Raw genomic sequence first — 25,259 nt, forward strand, 5'->3', positions numbered from 1 at the left:
ATGGGGCCTGACGACACGCTCACGGTCCGTTCGCCGGAACCGGCGGCGGCGTCGCCGGGGGCGTGGGACGCAGGGTCCGCGACGGCGTCACCGTTCCCGGCGCCTGCATGGTGATCACGGCCTCGCCGGTCACGGTCGGCGGGGCGATCGCTGCCCCCTCCGGCGTGCCCTGTCCGGGCGGCGGTGCGCCGGGAACCGCGCCGGGCGGCAGGGTCTCGGCCGGCGGGGCCTTGCCCGCCTCGATCGCCCGCCAGCGCGACACGTTCATCAGGTGCTCTTCATAGGTCCGGGCGAAGGCGTGGCCGCCCGTCCCGTCAGCGACGAAGAACAGGTCCTGGGTCGCCGGCGGATTGAGCACCGCCTCCAGCGCCTGACGGCCCGGATTGGCGATCGGCGTCGGCGGCAGGCCGTCGATCAGATAGGTGTTCCAGCCCGTGTCGCGCTGCAGTTCCGACAGACGGATGCCGCGTCCCAGCGGACGGCCTTTGGTGATGCCGTAGATGATGGTCGGATCGCTCTCCAGCCGCATGCCGATCCGCAGCCGGTTCGAAAACACGGCCGCCACGCGGGGCCGTTCGCGGGCCAGCCCGGTCTCCTTCTCCACAACAGACGCCAGGATCACGGCCTCCTCGGGGCTCCGGACGACGGTGTTGGGGCTGCGGGCTGCCCACAGCTCGGCCAGATTGTCCGCGGCGTCGCGCTGCATTCGCGCGATCACCGAGGCCCGGGTCTCGCCGCGCGAGACCTCATAGGTCTCGGCCCACAGGGAGCCTTCCTCAGGCACTTCGTCGATGGTCCCGGTCAGGATCGCCTCGGCATTCAGGATGTCCACTGCCTGGGCCGAGGACCAGCCCTCGGGGATGGTCACGAAATGGCGCACCACTCGCCCGTCGGTCAGCAGGCCGATGACGGCCTTCAGCGAAGCGCGGGTCGGCACTTCGTACTCGCCGGCGCGCAGTCGACGATCCGCCCCGGTCAGGGTGGCGGCTGCCTTGAACATGTCGACGGACCGGATCACACCGGCGCGCTTCAGCGTCGCGGCGATGGCCGAGACGCCCGACCCGGACGGGAGGGTGACCACCGTCGTGTCGCCTTCGCGCGCCGTCGGTCCGGGCGCGTAGTAGACGCTCCACCCCCAGGCCAGGGCCGCGATCAGGAACAGGCTGAAGGTCGCGGACGCCGCCAGCAGCGCCGCCATCAGACCCGGCCGTTGCCGTTTCGGAGCCCCCCCGGCGTTCGCCACGGTCAGGCCACCTTGCGGAAGATGATCGAGGCGTTGGTGCCGCCGAATCCGAAGCTGTTGGACATGGCTACATCGATCTCCATCGGCTTGCCCCTGTGTGGCACGAGATCGATGGCGGTTTCGTGTTCCGGGTCATCGAGGTTGATCGTCGGCGGCGCGATCTGGTCGCGGATGGCCAGGATGCTGAACACCGCCTCGATGGCCCCGGCGGCGCCGAGCAGATGTCCGGTCATCGACTTGGTGGAGGACATGGCCATGTCTTTCGCATGATCGCCGACCAGCCGCTCGACCGCGCGCAACTCGATCCAGTCGGCCATGGTCGAGGTGCCGTGGGCGTTGACGTAGTCGATGTCCTCGACCGCGATGCCGGCCCGTTTCACCGCCGCCTTCATGGCGCGATAGGCGCCGTCCCCGTCCTCGGACGGGGCGGTGATGTGCCAGGCGTCGCCCGACATGCCGTAGCCGATGACCTCGGCGTAGATCTTCGCGCCGCGCGCCCTGGCGTGTTCGTATTCCTCGAGGATGACGACCCCGGCGCCCTCACCCATGACGAAGCCGGCATGGCCCCGATCATAGGGGCGCGAGGCGGTCTCCGGCGTGTCGTTATAGGCGGTGCACAGGGCCTTGCAGGCGAGGAAGCCGGCAATACCGAGCGGCACGATGGAGCTCTCGGCCCCGCCCGCCACCATCACATCGGCATCGTCCAGCATGATCATCCGCGCCGCGTCGCCGATGGCGTGCACGCCGGAGGCGCAGGCCGTCACGACGGCGTGGTTCGGCCCCTTCAGGCCGTGGCGGATCGAGATCTGGCCGCTGGCCAGGTTGATCAGGGCCGAGGGGATGAAGAAGGGGCTGACGCGGCGCGGACCGGATTCGGCCAGGATCGCCGCGCTGTCGGCGATGGGGCCCAGGCCGCCTATGCCGGCCCCCATGATGACGCCGGTGCGTTCCTTGTCCTCGTCCGTCCCGGGATGCCAATTGGCGTCATTCAGAGCCTCGTCGGCCGCTGCGATGCCGAACAGGATGAAGTCGTCGACCCGCTTGCGTTCCTTGGGCGTCATGATGGCGTCGGGATCGAAGCTGCCGGGGATGTCGGGACCGCCCCCGCCGCGACCGTCCACGCTCGGAACCTCGCCCGCGATGGTGCAACCGAAGCCCTCGGTATCGAAGGCCGTGATCTGTCGGATGCCGGAACGGCCCTCAAGGATGCCTTTCCAGCTCAAATCGACCCCGTTGCCCAGGGGCGTGACAAGGCCGAGACCGGTAACGACGACGCGACGCATGATGTCGGGCTCCAGCTCCACGAATCCTGAATCAGAAACAGTAATGGCCGCCGGGCCTCTCCGCTAGGAGGGCCGGGCGGCCATTGACTGCCGGGTGAGTGAACCGAGGCTTAGGCCGCGGTCTTCTCGTCGATGAACTTAACCGCGTCGCCGACGGTCTGAATGTGTTCGGCGGCGTCGTCGGGGATCTCGATGTCGAACTCTTCTTCGAAGGCCATGACCAGTTCGACGTTGTCGAGCGAGTCAGCGCCCAGGTCGTCGATGAAGCTGGCCTTCTCGGTGACCTTGTCCGGATCGGCGTCCAGGTGGTCGATGACGATCTTGCGGACGCGTTCCAGGGTGTCGGACATGTGTGTCTCTGCCTTCTAGAGCCGCCGGAGCGGCGTATGGTGGTCTTGCCGTCTCACGACGGCTCCGGTTGCGCAAGAGGCAACGCCTCACTGGCCCAACCGGTCACGCGGCCTTTAGCACACCCCTCGGCGAGGGAAATAGGTGTGAACTCTCATTGATGGGCGATCGCGCGGTCGCGCGACCAGAGCCCGAGGGCCTTGATCAGCGGCGGCGATTGACCCACCACGCCAGGGCGCCGCCCGCCAGGGCCATCGGCGCACCGTAGATCGCCCAGATGATCTGGCCGGTCATGAAACTGCCCGGCAGGATGTTCAGCCCCTGCAACACCCAGATGACGCCGACCAGCAGCAGCGGGCCGCTGAGGATGGTGGCGAGGTAGCGCAGCGCGATCATCAGATCATCGCCATGCCGCCGTTCACGTGCAGGGTCTGCCCCGTGACATAGGCGGCTTCGTCGGACGACAGATAGACGGCGGCGGCGGCGATCTCGTCGCCCGTGCCCAGACGCCCGGCCGGGATGTTCCTCAGAATGCCCTCCCGCTGCTGCTCGTTCAGCACGTCGGTCATCGGCGAGGTGATGAAGCCCGGGGCGATGCAGTTCACGGTGATGCCCCGGCTGCCGACCTCCTGGGCCAGGGATTTGGAAAAGCCGATCATCCCGGCCTTCGACGCCGCATAGTTGGTCTGGCCGGCGTTTCCGGTGACGCCGACCACAGAGGTGATGCCGATGATCCGGCCCGAACGGCGCTTCATCATCCCCTTCATGACGGCGCGCGACAGGCGGAAATAACTCTCCAGATTGACGGTGAGGACGGACTGGAAGTCCTCGTCCTTCATCCGCATCAGCAGGCCGTCCCTGGTGATGCCCGCGTTGGCGACCAGGATATCGAGAGGAGCCCCCGCCACAGCCTCCGCCGCCGCCACGAGGCCATCGACAGAGGTCGGCTCCGACAGGTTCGCGGCCGAGAAGGTCGCACGGTCGCCAAGCTCCGCCGCCATTTGCGCCAGAGCGGCCTCGCGCGTGCCGGACAGCACGACGGTGGCGCCTTGCGCGTGCAGGGCGCGGGCGATGGCCCCGCCGATACCGCCCGTGGCGCCGGTGACGAGGGCGGTCTTGCCTGTCAGGTCGAACATGGTCTGTCTCCGTAGTGACGAGTGTTTAGTGGCGAGTGGCGAGAAGGGCGGCGAGTGAACTCGTCACTCGTCACTCGTCACCCGCCACTCGTCACTGCTTGGGCGAACGCCTCAATGTCTTCCGGCGTATTCAGCGCCAGGCTCTCGGCATCCGGCGCGATGCGTCTGGCCATGCCGGTCAGGACCTTGCCGGAGCCGATCTCGACGAAACGGGTCACGCCCCCTTCGGTCGCCATCCACTCCATCGACTCGCGCCAGCGGACGCGACCGGTGACCTGTTCGACCAGCAGGCGACGGATCGCAGCGGCGTCGGTTTCAGGCCGGGCGGTGATGTTGGCCACGAGCGGCACGGCGGGAGAGACCAGCAAGGCCGCCGCCAGGGCGGTCGCCATCTCGTCGGCGGCGGGCTGCATCAGCGGACAGTGGAAGGGCGCCGAGACGTTCAGCGGGATGGCCCGCGCGCCCAGTTCCTTGGCCTTTTCGATGGCGCGATCGACGGCGGCCTTCTCGCCCGAGATGACGACATTGCCGTTGTTGTTGTCGTTGGCGACGACGCAGACCCCGACCTCGGCGCCCGCCGCAGCGGCGGCTTCGGCCAATGCGAGGTCGGTTTTCGGCCCGATGAGGGAGGCCATGGCCCCCTGCCCCACAGGCACGGCGCGCTGCATGGCCTGGCCGCGCAGCTTCAACAGCCGGGCGGTGTCGGTCAGCGACAGGGTGCCCGCCGCCGCCAGGGCCGAATATTCGCCCAGCGAATGGCCGGCGACGAAGGCCGCGCGGTCCACGGAGACGCCGAATTCCTTGTACAGCACCCGCATGACGGCCAGGGACACGGCCATCAGGGCCGGCTGGGCGTTCTCGGTCAGGGTCAGCTGGTCCTCGGGTCCGTTCCGCATCAGGCCGGACAGATCCTGTCCCAGGGCCTGGTCGATCTCGGCGAACACATCCCGCGCCGATCCGAAGGCGTCGGCCAGCGCCGCGCCCATGCCGACAGCCTGGCTGCCTTGTCCGGGGAACAGGAGGGCGAGGGTCATCGATAGGGTCCGCGATCGTTGTCAGAAGCGCGGAGGGGTAAGCCAACCTGTCCACCGGCTCAAGACCGACGACAACCTGCAAGCGTCGCCGTTGATCGGACACAATCGCCATCAACCTAGAGTTCAGGCTGAGATTCCTGGGGGCGTTGCATGACTGTTGGACGAAAGAGCGCGTGCGCGCTGGCGGGTGCAGCCGTCCTGGCCTTTACCCCTGGCGTCCCGAGCACCGCCCTGGCTCAGGCAGCCGCAGCCACCGCCGATCCCAACGTCACCGCCTATCCAGCAGCCTTCTTCACCGAGTTCCGGCCGGTGACCGCGCTGGACATGACCGGGCGCATTCCGGGTTTCCAGTTTGACGGTGGCACGTCGGGCCGAGGCTTCGCCGGAACCGTCGGCAACATCCTGATCGACGGCGAACGCCCGCCGGTCCGCAGCGATTCCCTTCAGTCCATCCTGTCCCGTATACCGGCCGCCCAGGTCGTTCGCATCGACATCGTTCGAGCGGGCGCCGGCGGTATCGACATGCAGGGCAAGGCGGTCGTGGCCAACGTGATCCGCCGCCCTGACGGCGGGGTGTCCGGCTCCGTTTCCGCCAGCGTTACGGACAACACCCAAGGCCGCCTCCAGCCCAATCTGAACCTGCAAGCCCGCCGCCAGTGGGACGGCCGATCGCTGGAAGCCTCGCTCAGCGCCTATCAGGGATCGGGCGACGACGAGGGCATCCGCGAGCGTCGATCGCCGACCGGCGAACTGTTGCTGCTCGCCCGTAGTCAGGGTGTCTTCGACTTCCACGGCGTCTCGGGCACGACCGTCTACGAAGGGCCGTTCGCCGGCGGGCGCATCCGCCTGAACGGCCTCATCGACGTCAATGGCAGCGGCTATGAGGGCAGCGACCTGCTGATCGTCCCATCCGGTCGTGAAACCTCCCTGTCGGACAGCGCCCAGACCAAGGGGGAGATCGGCCTGCGCTGGACCCGCAGCCTGCCCCTTGGCATGACGCTGGAGGTTCTCGGCTCGCAACAGCTGATCGACAACGACAGCACGGGTTCCTACGAGACCCCCGAATTCACCTCCGCCACGGTCAGCGATGGCAGGCGTGGGGAAAGCATCGGTTCAGGCTCTCTGAAATTCGCCTCGCTCGCCACTCCCTACGGCTCGATCGACTTCGAAGCCGGGTCCGAGATCGCCTTCAACTTCGTCGAGAGCGGCACGGCCTATCGGTTCGACGGGTTGCCCCTGCTGCTTCCGGGCGACGACACGCGGGTCGAGGAACTGCGCAGCGAGAGCTTTGTCTCCGGCGTCTGGACGCCGCGCGATAACCTCAGCGTCACCGGTGCGCTCCGGTACGAACGGTCCCGCATCACCGCGACCGGCAGCGCGGGCGCGGCCGAAACCGACCTCAACTTCCTCAAGCCCCGCCTGAACATCGCCTGGACGCCCGCCGCCGGGCACCAGTTGGCCTTCAAGCTGGAACGCAATGTCGATCAGCTCTCCTTCGGCGCGTTCCAGGCCTCCGCCGCCTTCTCGACCGGCGTCTTCGGGCGCGGAAACCCGGACATCCGTCCGGCCCAGATCTGGCTGGCCCAGGCGCGCTATGAGCGGGTTTTCGGTCGCCAGGGGTCCTTCGTCGCCGAACTGACGCACGAGGCCTTCGACGACCTCCTGGGTCAAGTCGTCATTCTGGAAACCCCGCCCGGCGAGACCACGCCGCGTCTGTACAACATCACCCGAAACGTCGGCACGGCGAGGCGCGAGACGGCCAAATTCACCGGTCGCCTGCCGCTGGACAGCTACGGCATGGGCGGCGGGGTCGCCTCGGCGTCGCTTCAGCTTCGCCAGTCCGAGACGGTCGACCCCGTCACGTTCGTGGATCGCCGCCTATCCAACGAACAGCCCGTGGTCGTGAGCCTGGGGCTCAGCCAGAACCTGGTCAGCCAGCGCATCAACTGGAGCCTCAACGCGTCCAGCGGCCAGTCCACGCGCAACTACGGTCCGCGCGCCCTGGTGCGGTCCCGCAGCCAGCCCAGCTTCAGCGCGAGCCTGAGTTGGCGACCCGATGATCGTCTCAGTCTCAGCGGCGGGCTGAACGTGTCCGGCGGTTCGGACGGCGCGTTCATCTTCTTTGCCGCGCCCCGCGATCGTGGCGTGCCCGTCTATTCCGAAACCTCGCGCTCCGAAGGCACGATCAGCGCCTATGTCAGCGCGCGCAGGAGCTTCTGAGCCACGCAGGCCTTCGTCCTTGCCCGATCGCCCCTTTTCCCCTATACGCGCCCGCTTTCCAGGGCTTCGGTCCTGTCGCGGAACACCAAAGGGTTCGGGAAGTCATCCCGGCCGCCGCTGCAGGATCCATCGTGGTTCGGACTTACCCGGTCCGTCCGCGCCGACGCCCTACAAGGGAGACTGCACTATGGCTCTTTACGAGCACACGGTCATGTCGCGCCAGGATATCAGCGCGCAACAGGCCGAAGCCCTCAACGACACCATCAAGGACCTCATCGTGGCCGGCGGCGGTTCCGTCGCCAAGATCGAGTACTGGGGCCTGCGCAACCTGACCTACCGGGTCAAGAAGAACCGCAAGGCTCACTATTCCCTGCTGGCCATCGACTGCCCGCCCCCCGCCATGGCCGAAGTCGAGCGTCAGCTCGGCATCAATGAGGACGTGCTGCGCTGGCTGACGGTCAAGGTCGAGGAACTCGATCTGGAACTGTCGCCCCTGCTGGCCCGCCGCGAGCGTGAGCGCGAGCGTGACCGCGAGCGTACGCCGCGTGAAGACGCCGAAGTGGCCGCGTAAGGAGATCTGGACCCATGACTGACACCAACTCCCCCTCCGCCAACGTTCCCGGCACCCCTGCCGGCTCGGGCGGCTCCGGCCGTCGTCCCTTCTATCGTCGTCGCAAGGTCTGCCCGTTCTCGGGCGAAGGCGCGCCGAAGATCGACTACAAGGACGTCAAGCTGCTGCAGCGCTACATTTCCGAACGCGGCAAGATCGTGCCCTCGCGCATCACCGCCGTGTCCCAGATCAAGCAGCGCGAACTGGCCAAGGCCATCAAGCGCGCCCGCTATCTGGCCCTCCTGCCTTACGTGGTGAAATAAGATGAAGGTCGTTCTGCTCGAACGCGTCGAGAACCTCGGCGCCATCGGCGACGTCGTCACTGTCAAGGACGGTTTCGCCCGTAACTTCCTCCTGCCCCGCGAGAAGGCGCTCCGCGCCACCTCGAAGAACCTGGAGAAGTTCGAACTGGACCGCGTCGCCATCGAGGCGCGCAACGAACGCAACAAGACCGACGCCGGCGCGATCGCCTCGAAGATCGACGGCCAGATCTATGTGATGATCCGTCAGGCCGGCGAAACCGGCCAGCTGTACGGTTCGGTCGGCGGCCGCGACGTCATGGAGGCCATCCAGGCCGAGGGCGGCAAGGTCGAACGTTCGCAGATCGTGCTCAACACCCCGATCAAGACCCTGGGGATGCACGTCGTGCCGGTTCGCCTGCACGCCGAGGTCTCCGCCACGGTCACGATCAACGTCGCGCGCTCGGCTGATGAAGCCGAACGTCAGGCCAAGGGCGAGGACGTGATCAAGTCGGCCTACGACGACGACCGCAACGCGGCCGCCGAACAGGCTCGCGACATGGTCGAGGGCGGCGCCGGTCAACAGGACGGTCTCGGCTCCGAGGCCTGATCCTGAAGATCGGTTCGTCGAGCCGATAGAGACGCTAAAGGGCGTGTCCTCCGGGCACGCCCTTTTTGCTGCAAGCGAACCGAACTATGTCAAAATTGCAACGAGGGCAGTCGCTTGCATTAACACACGCTTGACCACGCCGCTCGACGCACCCAGCTTGCACTATAGGGGGCGTCCGCGCTGGTCCGCGCAAAATTCTTGCGTGGCCGGTCGGCCGATAACCACGCGGCGGTCAACGCCGGACATCCGACCACATCTCGCGCGCCACGCGTCCCGCGTCGGCCCTATCTCGTCAGGCTCGTCATGCACCTCAGAATTTCCCGCTCCGTCCTTCTCGGCTTCAGCTCCGCGGCGACCCTGCTCGCCTGCCCGATCGCGGCGATGGCCCAGACGGCGCCTCAGGACGCGACCGCGGTCGACGAGATCATCGTCACCGGCACGCGCACCGTGGGCCGCACGCGCCTCGACTCGGTCGCCCCGGTCGATGTGATCTCCGGCGAGGTCCTGACGCGCCAGGGCGCCGGCACCGAGCTGGCTGCGGCGCTCGCCGCCACCGCCCCGGCCATCAACTTCCCCCGTCCCGCCATCTCGGACGGTTCGGACCACGTCCGCCCGGCGACGCTGCGGGGCCTCGCCCCCGACCAGACCCTGGTCCTGATCAACGGCCAGCGCGGCCACGTCGCCGCCCTGGTCAACGTCAACGGCAACCTCGGTCGGGGTTCGACGGCCTTCGACCTGAACACCATCCCGGCGATCACCCTCGGCAACGTCGAAGTCCTGCGTGACGGCGCCTCGGCCCAGTACGGCGCCGACGCCATCGCCGGCGTCATCAACCTGCGTCTTCGCGAGGCCAACTCCGGCGGCGGCCTGACGGCCGTCTACGGCGTCTATGACACCAAGTTCGATACCGCCCGCGGCTCGCACGACCGCCATGACGGCGAGCAGGTCTCCCTCTCAGGCTGGATCGGCCTGCCTCTGGGCGAAGACGGCTTCCTGACCATCTCCGGTGAAGTGCAGGAACGTGATCCCACCAACCGCTCCGACTTCGCTGCTCCGGGGAGCGTCTCCAACGGCTCGTCCACCACGGTCATCGGCCGATTCGGCGATCCGAAGACGAGCGCCCAGTCAATCTGGTTCAACGCCGGCAACACCCTGGCCAATGGCTGGGAAGCCTACGCCTTCGGCGGCTACCAGCACCGCGATTCCGAGGCCGCCGCCACGGCCCGCGCCTTCAACAACGCCAACAACGTCCTGGCCATCTACCCGACCGGCTTCCTGCCGGTGATCGCCGCCGGGATCGACGACTACAACCTGTTCGGCGGCTTCAAGGGCGAGGCCGCCGGCATCGATTGGGACTTCTCGGTCGGCTACGGCCGCAACGAGTTGGACTACAACGTTCTCAACACCGTCAACGCCTCCTACGGCGCAGCGTCCAAGACCTCGTTCGACGCCGGCGGCCTGGCCTATGACCAGGTGACCCTCTCGATCGACGGTGTGAAGCAGGTCGAGGCCAACCTGTTCGAACCGCTGAACGTCGCGTTCGGCGTCGAATATCGCCGCGAGTCGTTTGACGTGCACGCCGGTGAGCCGCAGTCCTACAACAAGGGCCCGCTCAACGCCGGCGCAGGCGCCCAGGGCTTCCCGGGCTTCCAGCCGTCCAACGTCGTCAATGAAGAGCGTAGCAACGTCAGCGCCTACATCGACGTCGAAGGCCGTCTGTCCGAGTCGGTCACCATCGGCGCCGCCGCACGTTACGAGGATTATTCCGACTTCGGCGACACCCTGACCGGCAAGCTGTCGGCCCGGTGGGACGCCAACGAGCATTTCGCCCTGCGCGGCGCGATCTCGACCGGCTTCAAGGCGCCGGCCCTGCAGCAGCAGTTCTTCAGCTACGTCGCCACCAACCTGGTCACCACTGTGGTCGGCGGCGTGCCCGTCACTTCCCTGGTCCAGGCCGGCTCGTTCCGGGTCAACGACCCGGTCGCCATCGCCCTCGGCTCGGCGCCGCTGGAGCCGGAACACTCGGCCAATTTCTCGGCCGGCTTCGTTCTGCGCAACGGCGGGTTCGAGCTGACGGTCGATGCCTACCGGATCGATATCGAGGACCGGATCATCTACTCCGAGACGCTCGGCCTGACCCGTCCCAGCCAGTCGGCGGCGACCACCAGCGCCACCCTGGCCCTGCTGGCGCCCTTCGGCGTGACCGGCGCACGCTTCTTCCTGAACGGCGTCAACACCTCGACCAACGGCGTGGACGTCGTGGCCCGCTATCGCACCAACCAGGACTTCGGTCAGTTCACCTTCACGGGCGCCGCGAACTTCAACGCGACCGAGATCACGGACCTGGCCTCGATTCCCTCGACCGTCGCCATTCCAACCTCGCCGGGCTATCTGTTCGACCGCGCCAACCAGCTATCGTTCACGGACGGCACGCCGAAGCGCAAGGTCGTCGGCAGCGTCGACTGGAGTCTGGGTGACTTCTCGGCCACGGCGCGCGCGACCTATTACGGCAGCGTCCTGATCGCCAACAACACATCAACCCTGGACTATCAGGCCGGCGACGCGACCCTGATCGATCTGGAAGGCCGCTACACCTTCCCGATCGGCGTCACGGCCGCCGTAGGTGTCAACAACCTGACGGACGAGTATCCGAACTTCACGCCGTCCGCGAACAACGGCGGCACGGGTTCGGTGGGCTTCCCCGGCTTCTCGCCCTACGGCTTCAACGGCCGCTTCCTGTTCGCCCGCGTGAGCTACAACTTCTAGCGGCCTCTCCACAACGAGGGCTGGAACGGCGCGGGGAGCGATCCTCGCGCCGTTTGTCGTTGGGACGTCATGATTTGGCCACTACCGCACGGCGAACTGCACAGCTCGAACTGGAGGGGGTCCGCATGAAATCCGTCGTCGCCGCCGCGTTTATGGCGTCCACCCTGCTGTGCGCCGGTTCGGTGAACGCGCAGGCCAGAAACCTCGACGTCTTCGTCACCGAAGCCAATCGTGTGCCGCTGAACCCGACCTCGGCCCTGCGCTCCGACGCACGCCGGCTGATGGGGGAGGCCAACACCGCCTTCAGGACTGTCGCTGCCGAGGTGCGCACCGCTCGCGAGGCAGGACGCACGCCGTCATTCTGTCCCCCCGAAAGCATTTCGGTGAACCCGCGGCAGCTGCTGGCCCATCTCAACTCCATCCCCCAGACGCGCCGCGTCCGCATGACACCGACCGACGGCATCCGCGCCTGGATGGTCTCGCGCTATCCCTGCCCCGCCGTCTGATCGCCGCCTGAACTGATCCGTCTAGGGATTTTCCAGCGGTCCACAGTCGGTCCCAAACCATCCCCGTTGACGGGTGCGTCCGGGCATGTCGCAGGGGCGTGGGACGGGTAAGCGTTAACCCGATGAACGCTTTCTCTCCCTTTGCCCCCTCCGATTCATTTGGGGCCGTCGCGATTCCATCGCTGCCTCATAACCTTGAGGCCGAACAGGCGCTGCTGGGCGCCCTGATGTTCGACAACGCCATCTTCGAGCGGCTGAGCGATCGCCTGCGCGGCCAGCACTTCTACGAGCCCTTCCACCAGCGGCTCTACGACGCGATCGAGGACCATATCCGCCAGGGCATGCTGGCCGAGCCGACCATCCTGATGGAACGGTTCAAACAGGATCCGGCCTTCGCCGAGTTCGGAGGCCTGCGCTATCTGGCCGACCTGATGGATCGCGCGCCCCTGGGCGCCAACGCGCCGGACTATGCCCGTGTGGTCTATGATCTGGCCCTGCGCCGCGACCTGATCCGCGTCGGTGGCGACATCGTCAGGGACGCCCCCAACCCCGAGACCGCCGCCATCGACCAGATCGAGCAGGCGGAACTGACCCTGTATTCGCTGGCCGAGACCGGCGCGCCCTCGTCCGGGTTTGTCAGCTTCTCGACCGCCCTCGCCGGCGCCGTCCAGATGGCGGGCGAGGCCTATCAGCGCGACGGCAAGCTGGCCGGTCTGGCGACCCATCTGGACGATCTGGATTCGAAGCTCGGCGGCATGCACCCGTCCGACCTGCTGATCCTCGCGGGCCGTCCGTCGATGGGCAAGACGGCGCTGGCGACCAACATCGCCTTCAACGTGGCCCGCAACTACCGCTGGGAGCCGACGCCTGACGGCCGCAAGACCGTCTCCGGCGGCGTGGTCGCCTTCTTCTCGCTGGAAATGAGCGCCGAACAGCTGGCCATGCGGATTCTGGCCGACGCCTCCGGCGTGTCCTCCGACCGCCTGCGCAAGGGCGAGATCGACGCCTCCGACTTCGGCAAGGTGCGCGACGCCGCCATCGAGATCGGCGAGAGCCCCCTCTATATCGACGCCACCGGCGGTCTGGCCATCTCCAAACTGGCCGCCCGCGCGCGCCGCCTGAAGCGGATGGAACAGGGCCTCGACCTGATCATCGTCGACTACCTCCAGCTCATCACCGTCGGCGACGGCAATGCGCAGAAGAACCGGGTGCAGGAGGTGTCCGAGATCACCGGCGGCCTGAAGGCCCTCGCCAAGGAGCTGAACCTGCCGATCATCGCCCTGTCGCAGCTGTCGCGTCAGGTCGAGAACCGCGAAGACAAGCGGCCGCAGCTGTCCGACCTGCGCGAGTCAGGCTCGATCGAGCAGGACGCCGATTGCGTCATGTTCGTCTATCGCGAAAGCTACTACCTGGGCCGCACCGAGCCGCGCGAAGGCACGGAAGAGCACCTGAAATGGCAGGAGGACATGGACCTTCTGGAACACCAGGCGGAGGTCGTCATCGGCAAGCAGCGCCACGGCCCGATCGGCATCGTGAAACTGAGCTTCGACGCCGACACCACCCGCTTCGGCAACCTGGCCCGCAGCGGCTACGGCAACTTCAGCGATATCCCGGAGTAGGTATGTTCCCTCTCCCGGCGGGAGAGGGCTTGAACGCCCGGAAGCCGTCAGGCGATCGGTCTTGCGCGAAAGGGCGAGGGGTTGGCGCTAACCGGTGAGGGCTGCCCCTCACCCTTTCGGCTAAGACGCATCGCTTCACTCTGCGAGCCTCAAGCCCTCTCCCGCCGGGAGAGAGAGAAAAGCTCTAGTCGTCCCTGTGAACCCGTTCGCGGCGCTCGTGGCGTTCCTGGGCTTCGACGGACATGGTCGCGGTCGGACGGGCTTCCAGCCGCCCGAGGCCGATCGGTTCGCCCGTGTCCTCGCAATAGCCGTAGGAGCCGTCCTCGATCCGACGCAGGGCGTCCTCGATCTTGGAGATCAGCTTGCGCTGTCGGTCGCGCGTACGCAGCTCCAGCGCGCGATCCGACGCCGAAGACGCCCGATCCAGCAGATCCGGATGGTTCTCCGTCTCGGCCTTCAGGTTGACCACGGTGCCTTTGGATTCGCGCAGGATGTCATCCCGCCACGCCATGAGCTTGTGCTTGAAATAGGCGAGCTGACGTTCATTCATGAACGGCTCGTCGTCGGAAGGTCGATAGGCGACCGGTTCGTCAGACACGATCGAGGCCAATGCGGTCATCATCGCACTCACACTCTAGGACAACGCCCCCCATGGCGCTTGCAGGCGTATAGGCAGGCCGGAGAGTCGCGGCAACCGTGTTCGCGCGTCCGTGATCGCGGCGATGCTTCGTTGGACCCGGCACCGTGACATTCCGTCCTCACCTTGTCCCCGAAACGGGGGAATAAGGCCGATTTTCCGCAGTTTATGCTGCGTTGCGGCGAACTTCGGCCTTGGCCAGTTCAACGGCGGCGCGCAGGTCGATCTGTTCGAGCAGACCTGTCAGGCCCGCGTCCTCGTCCTCCGGACGTTCCTCGCGCAGGGTCCGACCCAGGCGTTCGAGCGCGCCTTCCCCGGCCTCACCCGACAGCATGGCGATCTTCAACTCGTCCAGACGGTCCAGCAGTGTCCCGCCGCGACGGATGGCGCGACGACGGCGCTCCGTCGCCGTTTCGACGCCCTGAAGCGCCATCAGGGCCGAGAGATCGGCGACCGCGGACGCTGGAGCCGCCGCCTGCGACGCACTGGCCGGGGCCGCGCCTGACGCCTGAGGCACGGAAAAGCCGCCGGCCGAGCGCACCGGACGCTGGCCGCCGGTTGGGGCGGCGCCGGACGGGCCGTTGACCTTCATGAGCGGAGACTCCGGGACATTCCGCACCATCGTCGGGCGACCGTCACTGTTTGGTTAACGGCAAGGCAGGATTTGCCGGGCCGAGCGGGCGTCAGCCAGACCGATTCATTGATTTAAAACGGTTTTCTTCGCGGCACGATCTTCGCAACACCTGTCCCCGAACCCTCGTGGAAAGCCGGCCAGTGCAAAAGTTTCTCACCGCCTTCCTGATCCCCCTCGCCCTCAGCGCCGTAATGGCCGCCCCGGCGTCGGCCCAGTCGCGGATCAAGGACATCGCCTCGATCGAGGGCGTCCGGACCAACCAGTTGGTCGGCTACGGCCTCGTCGTCGGCCTGAACGGCACGGGCGACAGCCTGCGCAACTGCCCCTTCACACGCCAGTCGCTGGAAGGGATGACCGAGCGCCTTGGCGTCAATATTCGCGGAACGAACGCCAACTCCAAGAACCTGGCCGCCGTCATGGTGACGGCCGAACTGCCGCCCTTCGCCACGCCCGGCTCGCGGGTCGACATCTCGGTCTCCAGCCTTTGCGACGCCAAGAGCCTGCTCGGCGGCACGCTGCTGGTCACCAGCCTCCAGGGCGCCGACAGCCAGGTCTATGCCGTGGGGCAGGGCTCGGTGCAGACCGGTTCGGTGTCGGGCTCGGGCGGTTCGGGCTCGTCGGTGACACGCGGCGTGCCGACCGCCGGCCGCATCGCCTCGGGCGCCACGGTCGAACGCGAAACCGGCTTCCAGCTCGACAGTCTCACCGAAGTGCGCCTGACCCTGCGCAATCCCGACTTCACGACGGCCCAGCGCGTGGCCGCCGCCATCAACGCCACCTACCCTTCGACCGCCCTGGCCGAGAATGGCTCCGTCGTCGCCCTGCGTGCGCCCGCCCAACTCGGCATGGCCGCCTTCATCAGCCGCGTCGAGAACATGCCGGTCGCGGTCGACACCCCGGCCCGGGTGATCATCGACGAGGTCAACGGCGTGATCGTCATGGGCGAGAACGTCCGCATCTCCACCGTCGCCATCGCCCAGGGCAACCTGACCATCTCGGTCCAGGAAAACCCGCAGGTCAGCCAGCCGGCCCCCTTCAGCCAGGGCCAGACCACGGTAGTCCCGCAGTCCGATGTCACGGTCGAGGAAGAACTGGGCCGCGAGATCCGGCTGGTGAACGGCGCGACCTCGCTGTCGACCCTGGTCAACGGGCTGAACGCGCTCGGCGTCTCGCCCCGCGACATGATTTCCATCCTTCAAGCCATCAAGGCGGCGGGCGCCCTGCAGGCCGACATCGAGGTTCTGTGATGAGCGACCTGGCCGTCTCCCCCTCCCTGCTGACCTCGCCAATGGCCGCACCGACTGCGGAAACGCCGCGCATGCGCGAGACGGCGGAGAAGTTCGAGGCCTCCTTCCTGTCGCAGATGCTCAAGCCGATGTTCGAGGGTATCGACACCAACGGCGCGTTCGGCGGCGGCGAGGCCGAGGGCACCTGGCGCAGCTTCATGATCGACGAAATGGCCAAACAGACCGTCCGAGCCGGCGGCATCGGCCTGGCCGACACCGTCGTGTCCGAGATGATCCGCATGCAGACCGAACAGACCCAGGCCCAGCCCGGAGCGGTCGCATGAGCCACGATCCGACCACCGCCACGGCCTATCTGCGCAGACTCACGGCGCTGACCGACCGACTGACCGCCCGGCTCGAGCAGGAGACCGACGCCTTCGCCACCCGTCGCGCGGCCGATATCACGGCAGGCCTGGCCGAGACCCAGGAGCTGGCCAACCAGTATCGCAAGGAATCCGGGCACCTCAAGGCCAACAAGGCGATCCTGGCCTCCGCGCCGGCGAGCGAACGCATGGCCCTGATCAAGGCGACCGAGGCCTTCGAGGCGGTGCTCGCCATCCACGGCCGCACGGTCGAGGCGGCGCGCACGATCTCGGAGGGTCTGGTCCGCACCATCGCCCAGGAAGTCGCCGGCGCGCGAGCCATGGGAACCGGCTACGGCGCCTCCGGCAAGGCGAACGGCGGCGACAGCCGCGCCGTCACCCTGAACCGCACGGCCTGAACCGCCTGGTCTGAGCCGGCACGTTAACGACAAGTCTGAGGCGAAGCTTAACGGGTCGGCGGCAGTATCGCCTGATGTCCATCCGCAAACGCCTTCTGGGTCTGGCCTTCGCCTCGTCGGACCTCCTGCTGGAGATCGAGAAAGACGGCCGGATCGCGTTCGGGCTGGGATCCGGCCCCTCGGCTCAGACGTCGGCGGAATCCCTTATCGGCAGCTCTCTTTTCGACGGCATCGGCAAGGCCAGCGCCAAGCTCCTGGAGCGGGTCGTGGCCGATCTTGCCGCTGGCTCGCGATCCGCCCCGGTCGAAGTGCTCTTTCGGTCCAGCGAGGACCGCGTGCGTCGGGCGACAATGCGGCTTTTCGTGCTGCCGGACCTCGCACCGAACATCTCGGTCTCGGTGACCTGGGAGGGCCCGGCCTATGCGCTCCACGATCCTCTCGCGCGTCCGGCGCTGACGCCGGGCGCCTTCCTGGATCGCGCCCGCGACCTGCTGACGGCGCCGGACGCCTCGGCGGACATGACGGTCGCCTTCGTCGATGTCGTCGGTCTCGCGGCGGCCGAAGGCCTGGGCGAGGCGGGCCAACGCCTGACGGCGAGGGTCGAGGCCGCGCTCCAGGCGGCTTCGATCGACGGAGCCAGCGCCGGCAAACTCGGCCCGGAGCGTTTCGCCATGTTGCGCGACCGGACGATCGCCCATGACCTCGCCGGGGAGATGCGTGAACTGGGCCTCAGCGAGGGCCTGACGCTCGATGTCGCCGCGACGGACGTGGGCACGGAGACCGGCGGCAACACCCTGAACACCCTCCGGGCGCTGCGCTTCGCCGTCGAAGGCTGCCTGAACGACGGCGCGGGCGGGCCCGGGCTGTCGTTCACCGCGTCCATGTCCCGCACGCTCAAGGATGCCGACGCCTTCAGGACCATGGCGCGCGATCGCAGTTTCGATCTTCACTACCAGCCGATCGTCGACCTGAAGACCGGCGGGGTCCATCATTTCGAGGCGCTGGCGCGCTTCAAGGATTCGGCCGGGCCGGCCGATACGATCCGGATGGCGGAAGAACTCGCCCTGATCAACGCCTTCGACATCGCGGTGGCGGAAAAGGCTCTCAGCCGGCTCCGGCGACCCGGCGCCGGTCTTCTGAAGTTCGCGGTCAATGTCTCAGGGGCCTCCCTGGCCGACGACCGCTATGTGCAGGCCGTCCTGCGGATGACGGCGTCCAAGCCCGACGAGAGACGCCGCCTGATCGTCGAAGTGACCGAGTCCGCCGCCTTGGCGGATATCGAGTCCGCCAACCGTCGACTGGGCGCGCTGCGCGCGGCCGGCATCAGGGTCTGTATTGACGATTTCGGAGCCGGTTCCGCCTCCTATGACTACCTGCGCGGCCTCTCGGTCGACACGGTCAAGATCGATGGACGGTTCGTGGAGGGGATCCAGACCGACCCTCGCGCCCGGACGATGATCGGCCACCTGGTCGACCTCTGTCGCTCGATGAAGGTCGAGACCATCGCCGAAATGATCGAGACCGAGGACGTGGCGGAAATCCTGCGCGATCTCCGCGTTGATCAGGGCCAGGGCTGGCTGTTCGGCAAGGCGGAGGCCGAGCCGCGCACGGTGCTGGCCTATGGCGAGCCGGCCGCCTCTGTCCGACGTGTGGGCGCCGTTTCCGGCTGGGGCTGACGGAACGCCGCGAAGCGTGACAGCTCAGGCGTAGACGACTGCTCGACCGGCGGTGTCGAGGACGTCCCATGCGTCGGCACCCAGAACACCGGCGCCGCGCTGCTGGAGTGACAGCATCTGGCGGCAGCGCCTTGATGTTCCCATATTGTTCTTGCTGATATCCCCGGATCAGTTCCCATATAGCGTTGTCGCACCGGACCCCGTCCGGCGCTCCCGCGTTCCCGGCCCCCGTTTCCTGGCAGCATGACCGAAAAGCATAACTTCATCCGCGTGCGCGGCGCCCGCGAGCACAATCTCAAGGGCGTGGATGTCGACATCCCGCGCGAGAAACTGGTCGTCATGACCGGCCTGTCGGGGTCGGGCAAATCCTCGCTCGCCTTCGACACCATCTATGCCGAGGGCCAGCGCCGCTATGTCGAGAGCCTGAGCGCCTACGCCCGCCAGTTCCTGGAGCTGATGGGCAAGCCGGACGTCGACCTGATCGAGGGCCTGTCGCCGGCGATCTCGATCGAACAGAAGACGACGTCGAAGAACCCGCGTTCCACCGTCGGCACGGTGACCGAGATCCACGACTATATGCGTCTGCTGTGGGCGCGCGTCGGCGTGCCCTACTCGCCCGCCACCGGCCTGCCGATCGAGAGCCAGACTATCTCCATGATGGTCGACAAACTGGGCACCCTGCCCGAGGGCGAGCGGCTGCTGCTGCTGGCCCCGGTCATCAGGGGTCGCAAGGGCGAATACAAGAAGGAGATGGCCGAGTGGCAGCGCTCGGGCTTCCAGCGGCTGAAGATCGACGGGGCCTTCTACGCCATCGAGGACGCGCCGACGCTCGACAAGAAGTTCAAGCACGACATCGACATCGTCGTGGACCGGATCGTGACCAAGGCCGGGCTCGAAGCGCGCTACGCCGACAGTCTACAGACCGCCCTGGGCCTGGCCGACGGCATCGCCGTCGCCGAATGGGCCAACGCCGAGGAAGGCCAGGAACCGCGCCGGATCACCTTCTCCGAGAAGTTCGCCTGCCCGGTCTCCGGCTTCACCATCGCCGAGATCGAGCCGCGCCTGTTCTCGTTCAACAATCCGTTCGGCGCCTGCCCGGTCTGCGACGGCCTGGGGGTCAAGCTGGCCTTCGACGCTGACCTGGTCATCCCGGACCGCGACAAGACCCTGCACAAGGGCGCGGTCGCCCCGTGGTCGCGCGGCCCCTCGCCGCTCTACACCCAGACCCTGCAGGCGCTGGCGCTCCACTACGGCTTCTCGATGGACAAGCCGTGGCGCGAACTGGCCGAGAAGGCCCAGTCCGTGATCCTGAACGGCACGGGCTCGGAGAAGATCAAGTTCGTCTATGACGACAACGCCCGGAAATACGAGGTCTCCAAGCCGTTCGAGGGGGTCGTGCCCAACCTCGACCGCCGCTGGCGCGAGACCGACAGCGCCTGGGTGCGCGAGGAGCTGGGCCGGTTCCAGTCCGAGACCCCGTGCGACGCCTGCGGCGGCAAGCGTCTGAAGCCCGAGGCCCTGGCGGTGAAGATCGCCGGCAACGACATCGCCGAGATCTCCATGCTGTCGATCAGGAAGGCCTACGACTGGGTCAGCGCCCTGCCCGACCAGCTGACCGACAAGCAGATGGAGATCGGCCGACGCATCCTGAAGGAGATCAGCGACCGGCTGCGCTTCCTGAACAATGTCGGCCTCGACTACCTCAGCCTGTCGCGGTCCTCCGGCACCCTGTCCGGGGGCGAGAGCCAGCGCATTCGCCTGGCCTCCCAGATCGGCTCGGGCCTGACCGGCGTGCTCTATGTACTGGACGAGCCGTCGATCGGCCTGCACCAGCGCGACAACAGCCGTCTGCTGGAGAGCCTTCGCGGCCTGCGCGACCTCGGCAACTCCGTCCTCGTCGTCGAACACGACGAGGAGGCGATCATGACCGCCGACTACGTCATCGACATGGGTCCGGCCGCCGGCGTCCACGGCGGCGAGATCTGCGCCGAGGGCACGCCCGAAGAGGTCATGGCCAATCCGAAGTCCCTGACCGGCAAATACCTGACCGGCGAGCGTGAGATCGAACTGCCGCCGGAAGGCCGCCGTCCGATCGACCGCAAGAAGATGCTCAGGATCTCGGGCGCGACCGGCAACAATCTGAAGGCGGTCACGGGCGAAATCCCCGTCGGCCTGTTCACCTGCGTCACCGGGGTGTCGGGCGGCGGCAAGTCGACCTTTACGATCGAGACCCTCTACAAGGCGGCGGCGCGCCGGCTTCACAACGCCTCCGACGCCCCCGCCCCCTTCGACCGGATCGAGGGGCTGGAGCATTTCGACAAGGTCATCGACATCGACCAGTCGCCCATCGGCCGCACGCCGCGCTCGAACCCGGCCACCTATACCGGCGCCTTCGGGCCGATCCGCGACTGGTACGCCGGCCTGCCCGAATCCAAGGCGCGCGGCTACGGCCCCGGCCGGTTCAGCTTCAACGTCAAGGGCGGGCGCTGCGAGGCCTGTCAGGGCGACGGCCTGATCAAGATCGAGATGCATTTCCTGCCCGACGTCTACGTCACCTGCGACGTCTGCAAGGGCAAGCGCTATAATCGCGAGACGCTGGAGATCGTCTTCAAGGGCAAGAGCATTTCCGACGTGCTGGACATGACGGTCGAGGAGGCGGGCCAGTTCTTCAAGGCCGTGCCGCCGATCCGCGACAAGATGCTGACCCTGTCACGCGTCGGCCTCGGCTACGTCCAGGTCGGACAGTCGGCCACGACCCTGTCGGGCGGCGAGGCCCAGCGGGTCAAGCTGTCCAAGGAACTGTCGAAACGGGCGACCGGCAAGACCCTCTACATCCTCGATGAGCCCACCACAGGCCTGCATTTCGAGGACATCCGCAAACTGCTGGAGGTGTTGCAGGAACTGGTCGAGGCCGGCAACACGATCGTGGTGATCGAACACAATCTCGATGTCATCAAGATCGCCGACTATCTGCTGGACTTCGGCCCCGAGGGCGGCGACGGCGGCGGCGAGATCGTCGCGGTCGGCACCCCCGAACAGGTCGCTGCGAACGAGGCGAGCTGGACCGGCAAATACCTCAAGGAGGTGCTGGACCGGCACGAGACGCGCCGCAAGGCGCGGGTCGCGGCCCTGTCGGGCGAGCCCACGGCTTCGGCAGCAAAGCCGGTACGAGTGAAGACGCGAGCCTAGACGGTCCGGGATCGGGTGCGTCGCCGCCACGGCAAAATCATGCCCGCCACGAACGCGAGGCACAACCATCCGAACAGGTCACCGATCCGGCCGTAGAGGGTGGGACGACGCGGCTCGACGGCCAGCGTCGCCAGCAGGCTCTGCCCTGCCCCGGCGGCACTCTCGGCCTCGGCCACGATACGCCCGTGGGGATCGCTGACGGACAACAGACCCTCCTTGCTGGTCCGCACTACGGCAAAGCCCTGTTCGACACCCCGCATTGCCGTCATGCGCGCGCCCATCCACTGGTCGATGTGGCCAAAGTCCCAAGCCGGCACGAGCATGACGGCCGCATCCCGCTGGCCGTAGGCCCGCGCCAGACGGGCGAAATGCATGTCCTTGCAGATGGCCAGGCCAAAGGGCGCGCCGCCGACCGGAGTGACCGCATAGTCGGAACCGGCGCTGTATCCTTCAACCCGCTCTGGAGGAGCCATGAACTGCTTGCGATAGGCTGCCACCTCCCGTCCGTCGGGGGCGTAGAGATAGGCCATATTGCGGATACCGTCGGGATGGGTGATCGCCAGGCCGGCCTCCAGCCAGACGCCCTGATCCCGGGCGGCCCCGGCCAGGGCGGTGCGCCACAGGCCGATCTGTCCCGGATCCCCGACCGAGATCTTCTCGGGCAGGACGATGACCTCGGCGCCGGCCTTCGCCAGCGTTTCAATACCGGTCAGATACCGTTTCCGGATGGGTGCGACATAGGTCGCGGTGGCCCGTGGTCCGATGTCGGCGTCGACCGCCATCAGCCCGAAGACGGCGGCCTGTCCTGTCACGGGTTGCGCCAGCCGAACCGCGCCATAGCCCGTCGCCGCCAGACCCAGAAGCGCGGCCGCGGCATAGGCCATCCAGCCGCGCCGCAAGCCGTCGCCGGAGCCCGCGAGCGTGAGGGCCGTCGCCACGGCGGCGGCGGGCAAGGAGACGAGGAAGGCGACGGCCGCGACGCCTCCGATGGCCGCGATCTGCAGGACCAAGGGGTGGTCCCCCTGCGAATAACCGATCAGGCCCCAGTCCCCGTCCGGAGCCAGAGCCGCCATGACGGTATGGATGGCCGCCCAGGCGGCAGGATAAGTAAAAAGCGCCCAGGCGCTGCGGCGCAACAGGACGGCGCGACGGGTCGCCCCGGCCGCGAGCGTCCACAACAGGGCGATCCCGGTCACCAGCACGATCGCCAGCAGCGGCGACCGGGTGACGATGGTGAAATAGTGCAGGTTCGCCCCGGCGCCGATCAGGGCCGCGCCAAACGTCATCCACCGCGCGTCGGCGGCGCTGGACTTCAGCGCCAGCCACAACAACAGCGCCGGCGCCGTCCAGGCCAGCCACCACAGGGGTTCCGGCCCGGCCGCGCTGCGCAGCAACAGGCCGGTGACCACCACGGCGATGATCCGCCCGGCAATCCGGACCGCTCTCCGGCCTCGGGACCCTGGCTCCTCCCTCGCGGATATCATGGACAGCCCCTCAGCAAAGCCCGGCCAAGGTCCGGTCCGGCGGCTGGATCTTCAAGCCTGCAGCCCCGCGCCTGCCGCCGCTTCCACACCATGATCCCTAGTCCGGCCGCGCACCATCAGCACGATCACACCCGCAAGCAGCACCGCCGTCGTCACCACGCTGGCCTCCGGGCCGAAGGTCGCGCCGGTCAGCCACCAGGGCGCGCCCGCGGTCGCCGTCAAGTCGACGAACAGGGGGGTGACGTCGAGGACGTGACCCGACACCTCCAGCCCGAAGCCCAGGCCCAGAAGCCAGTTCCAGGCCGCATGCCAGCCGCACACGCCCCACAGCGAGCCTTCGCGCGCCGCATAGAGGCCGATGAAGGTGCCGAACAGAATGATGTTCACGACGCCCAGCGCCAGCTCCGGCGTCGGGTCCGTGTTGCCGGCGTGGGCCAGGCCGAACAGGACGGCGTTGACGATCAGGGCGATGACCAGTCCGTGGCGCGAGGCGATCAGCTGCATCAGCCAGCCCCGGAACACGATCTCCTCGGCCGAGCCCTGGACGATAAAGCCCAGCAGCAGGGCGCCGATGGGCAGGAGGGCCGCCGGCACGGCCGCCGAGGCGAAGACCCCGCCGGCTTCGACGCGATAGCCGCCGGCGGCCGCGATGATCCCGATCGTGGCGAGCAGGAAGCCGAGGCCGACGGCATAGCCGCGCAGGAAGCGCTTCAGCCCCTGCCCGTTGAAGCCGATGGTCGACAGCGGGCGCCGCTCGAACAGGACGACCCACGCGATCAGCAGCGCCGCCGTCAGGCCGAAAAAAACGACCAGCTGATAGAGCTCGCTGGACCACCCCATCCGGGAATTCAGTCCCGTGAGCTTGGCGATCAGGACCGCGATCAGCGGCCCGCCAATCAGGAAGACCGCGGCGAGAACCACCGCGGCCACGCTCCAGGTGCGTCGATGACGCTCCAGCCTCGGCGCGTACAGCTCAATTCCTGTCATGGGGGTCTCCAGTCGGACGGGTCGGCGGATCAGGGTTTGTCCTGTCATGAGGCCCCGGCCCCGCCCGGTGGATGCACACACCCCGGACTTTGTTCGATCCAGCCCGGGGACAGGGCCTGGGTCGCGACCGGGTCACTCGTGCGGCAGGCCCTTCAGGTCACGATAGGCGGCCGAAAACGGCGCATAGACCACTGCGATCTGGAGCGCCGAAAAGATGGCGTTGACCACACCCCAGCCGATCAGACCGGGGCCGGCGGCCTGCAGGATCTGCGCCGGCGACTGGCCGTCCATCGTCGCCAACTGCTGGATGCCGCCGGTCGCGAGGGTGATGGGCAGGGCGATGATCGTGCCCAGCAGGGTGACGAGGATCGACATGACGAAGGCGATGACCGCCATGCCCAGCAGCGGCAAGGCGTGGCCCTTGGTCATGGCGAAGGATGCGAACGGCGCGATCCGCTTTTCGGCCACGGTCAGAGGGATGGCCATGCTGAGGCGGATCGCCAGCCAGAAGAGCACAACGCAAGCGCCGAGGCCGACCAGGACTCCGACGAGGATGCCGACACCCGCATTGGCCTGGGCTGCGAGTCCGGCCAGCACTCCCACGACCCCGAACAGGACGATGGAAACGGCGAAGAAGACGATGCCCAGGATCACCGAGACGGCGAGCACCCGCAATTCATCGCCACCGAGGCGCATGTAGCCGAAGCCCTTCTCGGCGGGAAACAGGACCGCGCGCGCGACGGCGGCGTTCAGCACAGCGCCGATCACGAGCCCAAGCGGCAGGGCGAGGGCCATGAAGCCCAGATAGGTCTGGCCCAAGGCTTCGAGCTCCTGCGAGCTGGGCTGCGCGCCCTCCAGGCTCTCGGTCGTCGCCATCAGGGTCGCCAGCGAGCCGCCGAACAACCCGAAGAAGGCGGCGAAGAAGATCAGATAGGCCAGACTCCAGAACACAATCGCCAGCGGATGGCGGCGCACCACGCGAAAGCCTTCGAAGGCGGCCTCGGTCGCTGAAAAGGTCATCGGTTCCCTCC

The 25,259-nt window shown here is 67.4% G+C and carries 23 protein-coding genes; 12 read left to right on the top strand and 11 right to left on the bottom strand.

Annotated elements, in window-relative coordinates:
- Positions 1-19 precede the first annotated feature (19 nt).
- The 6 genes from mltG to fabD all read right to left on the bottom strand — a co-directional run bounded on the left by mltG (position 20) and on the right by fabD (position 5,044).
- A complete protein-coding gene (mltG, locus tag ACP7AB_RS07405; protein WP_425989662.1) occupies positions 20-1,243 on the bottom strand; it encodes an endolytic transglycosylase MltG in 1,224 nt (407 codons plus the stop codon).
- Positions 1,244-1,245: 2 nt separating this feature from the next.
- The gene (gene fabF / locus ACP7AB_RS07410; protein WP_425989661.1) at positions 1,246-2,526 is read right to left on the bottom strand and encodes a beta-ketoacyl-ACP synthase II; all 1,281 of its coding nucleotides are present in this window, start codon (positions 2,524-2,526) and stop codon (positions 1,246-1,248) included.
- A gap of 110 nt (positions 2,527-2,636) precedes the next feature.
- Positions 2,637-2,876, bottom strand: a complete 240-nt coding sequence (locus ACP7AB_RS07415; protein WP_013270001.1) for an acyl carrier protein — start codon at positions 2,874-2,876, stop codon at positions 2,637-2,639.
- Between the two features lie 202 nt (positions 2,877-3,078).
- Positions 3,079-3,270, bottom strand: coding sequence for a hypothetical protein (locus ACP7AB_RS07420; RefSeq protein ID WP_425989660.1), 192 nt, complete (start codon positions 3,268-3,270; stop codon positions 3,079-3,081).
- Positions 3,270-4,010 (bottom strand): 3-oxoacyl-[acyl-carrier-protein] reductase, encoded by a 741-nt coding sequence (gene fabG / locus ACP7AB_RS07425; RefSeq protein WP_425989658.1) that lies wholly within the window; start codon positions 4,008-4,010, stop codon positions 3,270-3,272. The genes ACP7AB_RS07420 and fabG overlap by 1 nt, the downstream gene beginning before the upstream one ends.
- A gap of 77 nt (positions 4,011-4,087) precedes the next feature.
- A complete protein-coding gene (fabD, locus tag ACP7AB_RS07430) occupies positions 4,088-5,044 on the bottom strand; it encodes an ACP S-malonyltransferase (protein WP_425989656.1) in 957 nt (318 codons plus the stop codon).
- Positions 5,045-5,194: 150 nt separating this feature from the next.
- Between fabD and ACP7AB_RS07435 the strand changes: the two genes are divergently transcribed.
- The 7 genes from ACP7AB_RS07435 to ACP7AB_RS07465 all read left to right on the top strand — a co-directional run bounded on the left by ACP7AB_RS07435 (position 5,195) and on the right by ACP7AB_RS07465 (position 13,614).
- Positions 5,195-7,264, top strand: coding sequence for a TonB-dependent receptor plug domain-containing protein (locus ACP7AB_RS07435; RefSeq protein WP_425989655.1), 2,070 nt, complete (start codon positions 5,195-5,197; stop codon positions 7,262-7,264).
- Between the two features lie 187 nt (positions 7,265-7,451).
- Positions 7,452-7,835 carry a 30S ribosomal protein S6 gene (gene rpsF, locus ACP7AB_RS07440; protein WP_303696101.1) on the top strand — a complete coding sequence of 128 codons (384 nt, stop codon included), beginning with the start codon at positions 7,452-7,454 and terminating at the stop codon, positions 7,833-7,835.
- 14 nt (positions 7,836-7,849) lie between these two features.
- Positions 7,850-8,137, top strand: a complete 288-nt coding sequence (gene rpsR, locus ACP7AB_RS07445) for a 30S ribosomal protein S18 (RefSeq protein WP_425989652.1) — start codon at positions 7,850-7,852, stop codon at positions 8,135-8,137.
- Between the two features lies 1 nt (position 8,138).
- The gene (rplI, locus tag ACP7AB_RS07450; RefSeq protein WP_425989650.1) at positions 8,139-8,723 is read left to right on the top strand and encodes a 50S ribosomal protein L9; all 585 of its coding nucleotides are present in this window, start codon (positions 8,139-8,141) and stop codon (positions 8,721-8,723) included.
- Positions 8,724-9,026: 303 nt separating this feature from the next.
- Positions 9,027-11,489, top strand: coding sequence for a TonB-dependent receptor plug domain-containing protein (locus ACP7AB_RS07455; protein WP_425989648.1), 2,463 nt, complete (start codon positions 9,027-9,029; stop codon positions 11,487-11,489).
- Between the two features lie 125 nt (positions 11,490-11,614).
- Complete coding sequence (locus tag ACP7AB_RS07460; RefSeq protein WP_425989646.1) at positions 11,615-11,995, top strand: hypothetical protein; 381 nt, start codon at positions 11,615-11,617, stop codon at positions 11,993-11,995.
- A 122-nt stretch (positions 11,996-12,117) separates the two neighbouring features.
- Positions 12,118-13,614 (top strand): replicative DNA helicase, encoded by a 1,497-nt coding sequence (locus tag ACP7AB_RS07465; RefSeq protein ID WP_303696096.1) that lies wholly within the window; start codon positions 12,118-12,120, stop codon positions 13,612-13,614.
- 184 nt (positions 13,615-13,798) lie between these two features.
- Here ACP7AB_RS07465 and dksA read toward each other — a convergent pair whose 3' ends face one another.
- Positions 13,799-14,233, bottom strand: coding sequence for an RNA polymerase-binding protein DksA (gene dksA / locus ACP7AB_RS07470; RefSeq protein WP_303696140.1), 435 nt, complete (start codon positions 14,231-14,233; stop codon positions 13,799-13,801).
- A gap of 184 nt (positions 14,234-14,417) precedes the next feature.
- Positions 14,418-14,843 carry a flagellar assembly protein FliX gene (locus tag ACP7AB_RS07475; protein WP_425989644.1) on the bottom strand — a complete coding sequence of 142 codons (426 nt, stop codon included), beginning with the start codon at positions 14,841-14,843 and terminating at the stop codon, positions 14,418-14,420.
- A gap of 233 nt (positions 14,844-15,076) precedes the next feature.
- On the opposite strand from ACP7AB_RS07475, the gene ACP7AB_RS07480 reads away from it, so the two are divergent.
- The 5 genes from ACP7AB_RS07480 (at position 15,077) to uvrA (ending at position 21,757) form a co-directional block, all read left to right on the top strand.
- The gene (locus tag ACP7AB_RS07480; RefSeq protein WP_425989777.1) at positions 15,077-16,132 is read left to right on the top strand and encodes a flagellar basal body P-ring protein FlgI; all 1,056 of its coding nucleotides are present in this window, start codon (positions 15,077-15,079) and stop codon (positions 16,130-16,132) included.
- A complete protein-coding gene (locus ACP7AB_RS07485) occupies positions 16,132-16,455 on the top strand; it encodes a rod-binding protein (protein WP_425989642.1) in 324 nt (107 codons plus the stop codon). The genes ACP7AB_RS07480 and ACP7AB_RS07485 overlap by 1 nt, the downstream gene beginning before the upstream one ends.
- A complete protein-coding gene (locus ACP7AB_RS07490; RefSeq protein ID WP_425989640.1) occupies positions 16,452-16,892 on the top strand; it encodes a flagellar basal-body protein FlbY in 441 nt (146 codons plus the stop codon). The genes ACP7AB_RS07485 and ACP7AB_RS07490 overlap by 4 nt, the downstream gene beginning before the upstream one ends.
- 74 nt (positions 16,893-16,966) lie before the next feature.
- Entirely contained in the window at positions 16,967-18,568 is a 1,602-nt protein-coding gene (locus ACP7AB_RS07495; protein ID WP_425989638.1) for an EAL domain-containing protein, read from the top strand.
- A 243-nt stretch (positions 18,569-18,811) separates the two neighbouring features.
- Positions 18,812-21,757, top strand: coding sequence for an excinuclease ABC subunit UvrA (gene uvrA, locus ACP7AB_RS07500; RefSeq protein ID WP_425989636.1), 2,946 nt, complete (start codon positions 18,812-18,814; stop codon positions 21,755-21,757).
- Here uvrA and ACP7AB_RS07505 read toward each other — a convergent pair.
- From ACP7AB_RS07505 to ACP7AB_RS07515, 3 genes are all read right to left on the bottom strand, one after another.
- The gene (locus ACP7AB_RS07505) at positions 21,754-23,169 is read right to left on the bottom strand and encodes a nitrilase-related carbon-nitrogen hydrolase (RefSeq protein ID WP_425989634.1); all 1,416 of its coding nucleotides are present in this window, start codon (positions 23,167-23,169) and stop codon (positions 21,754-21,756) included. The genes uvrA and ACP7AB_RS07505 overlap by 4 nt on opposite strands.
- A 123-nt stretch (positions 23,170-23,292) precedes the next feature.
- A complete protein-coding gene (locus tag ACP7AB_RS07510; protein ID WP_425989632.1) occupies positions 23,293-24,228 on the bottom strand; it encodes a CPBP family intramembrane glutamic endopeptidase in 936 nt (311 codons plus the stop codon).
- Between the two features lie 132 nt (positions 24,229-24,360).
- A complete protein-coding gene (locus tag ACP7AB_RS07515; protein ID WP_425989630.1) occupies positions 24,361-25,248 on the bottom strand; it encodes a hypothetical protein in 888 nt (295 codons plus the stop codon).
- Between the last annotated feature and the right edge of the window lie 11 nt (positions 25,249-25,259).

Source organism: Brevundimonas sp. TWP3-1-2b1 (genome assembly GCF_049896165.1).
Taxonomy (GTDB): domain Bacteria; phylum Pseudomonadota; class Alphaproteobacteria; order Caulobacterales; family Caulobacteraceae; genus Brevundimonas; species Brevundimonas subvibrioides_B.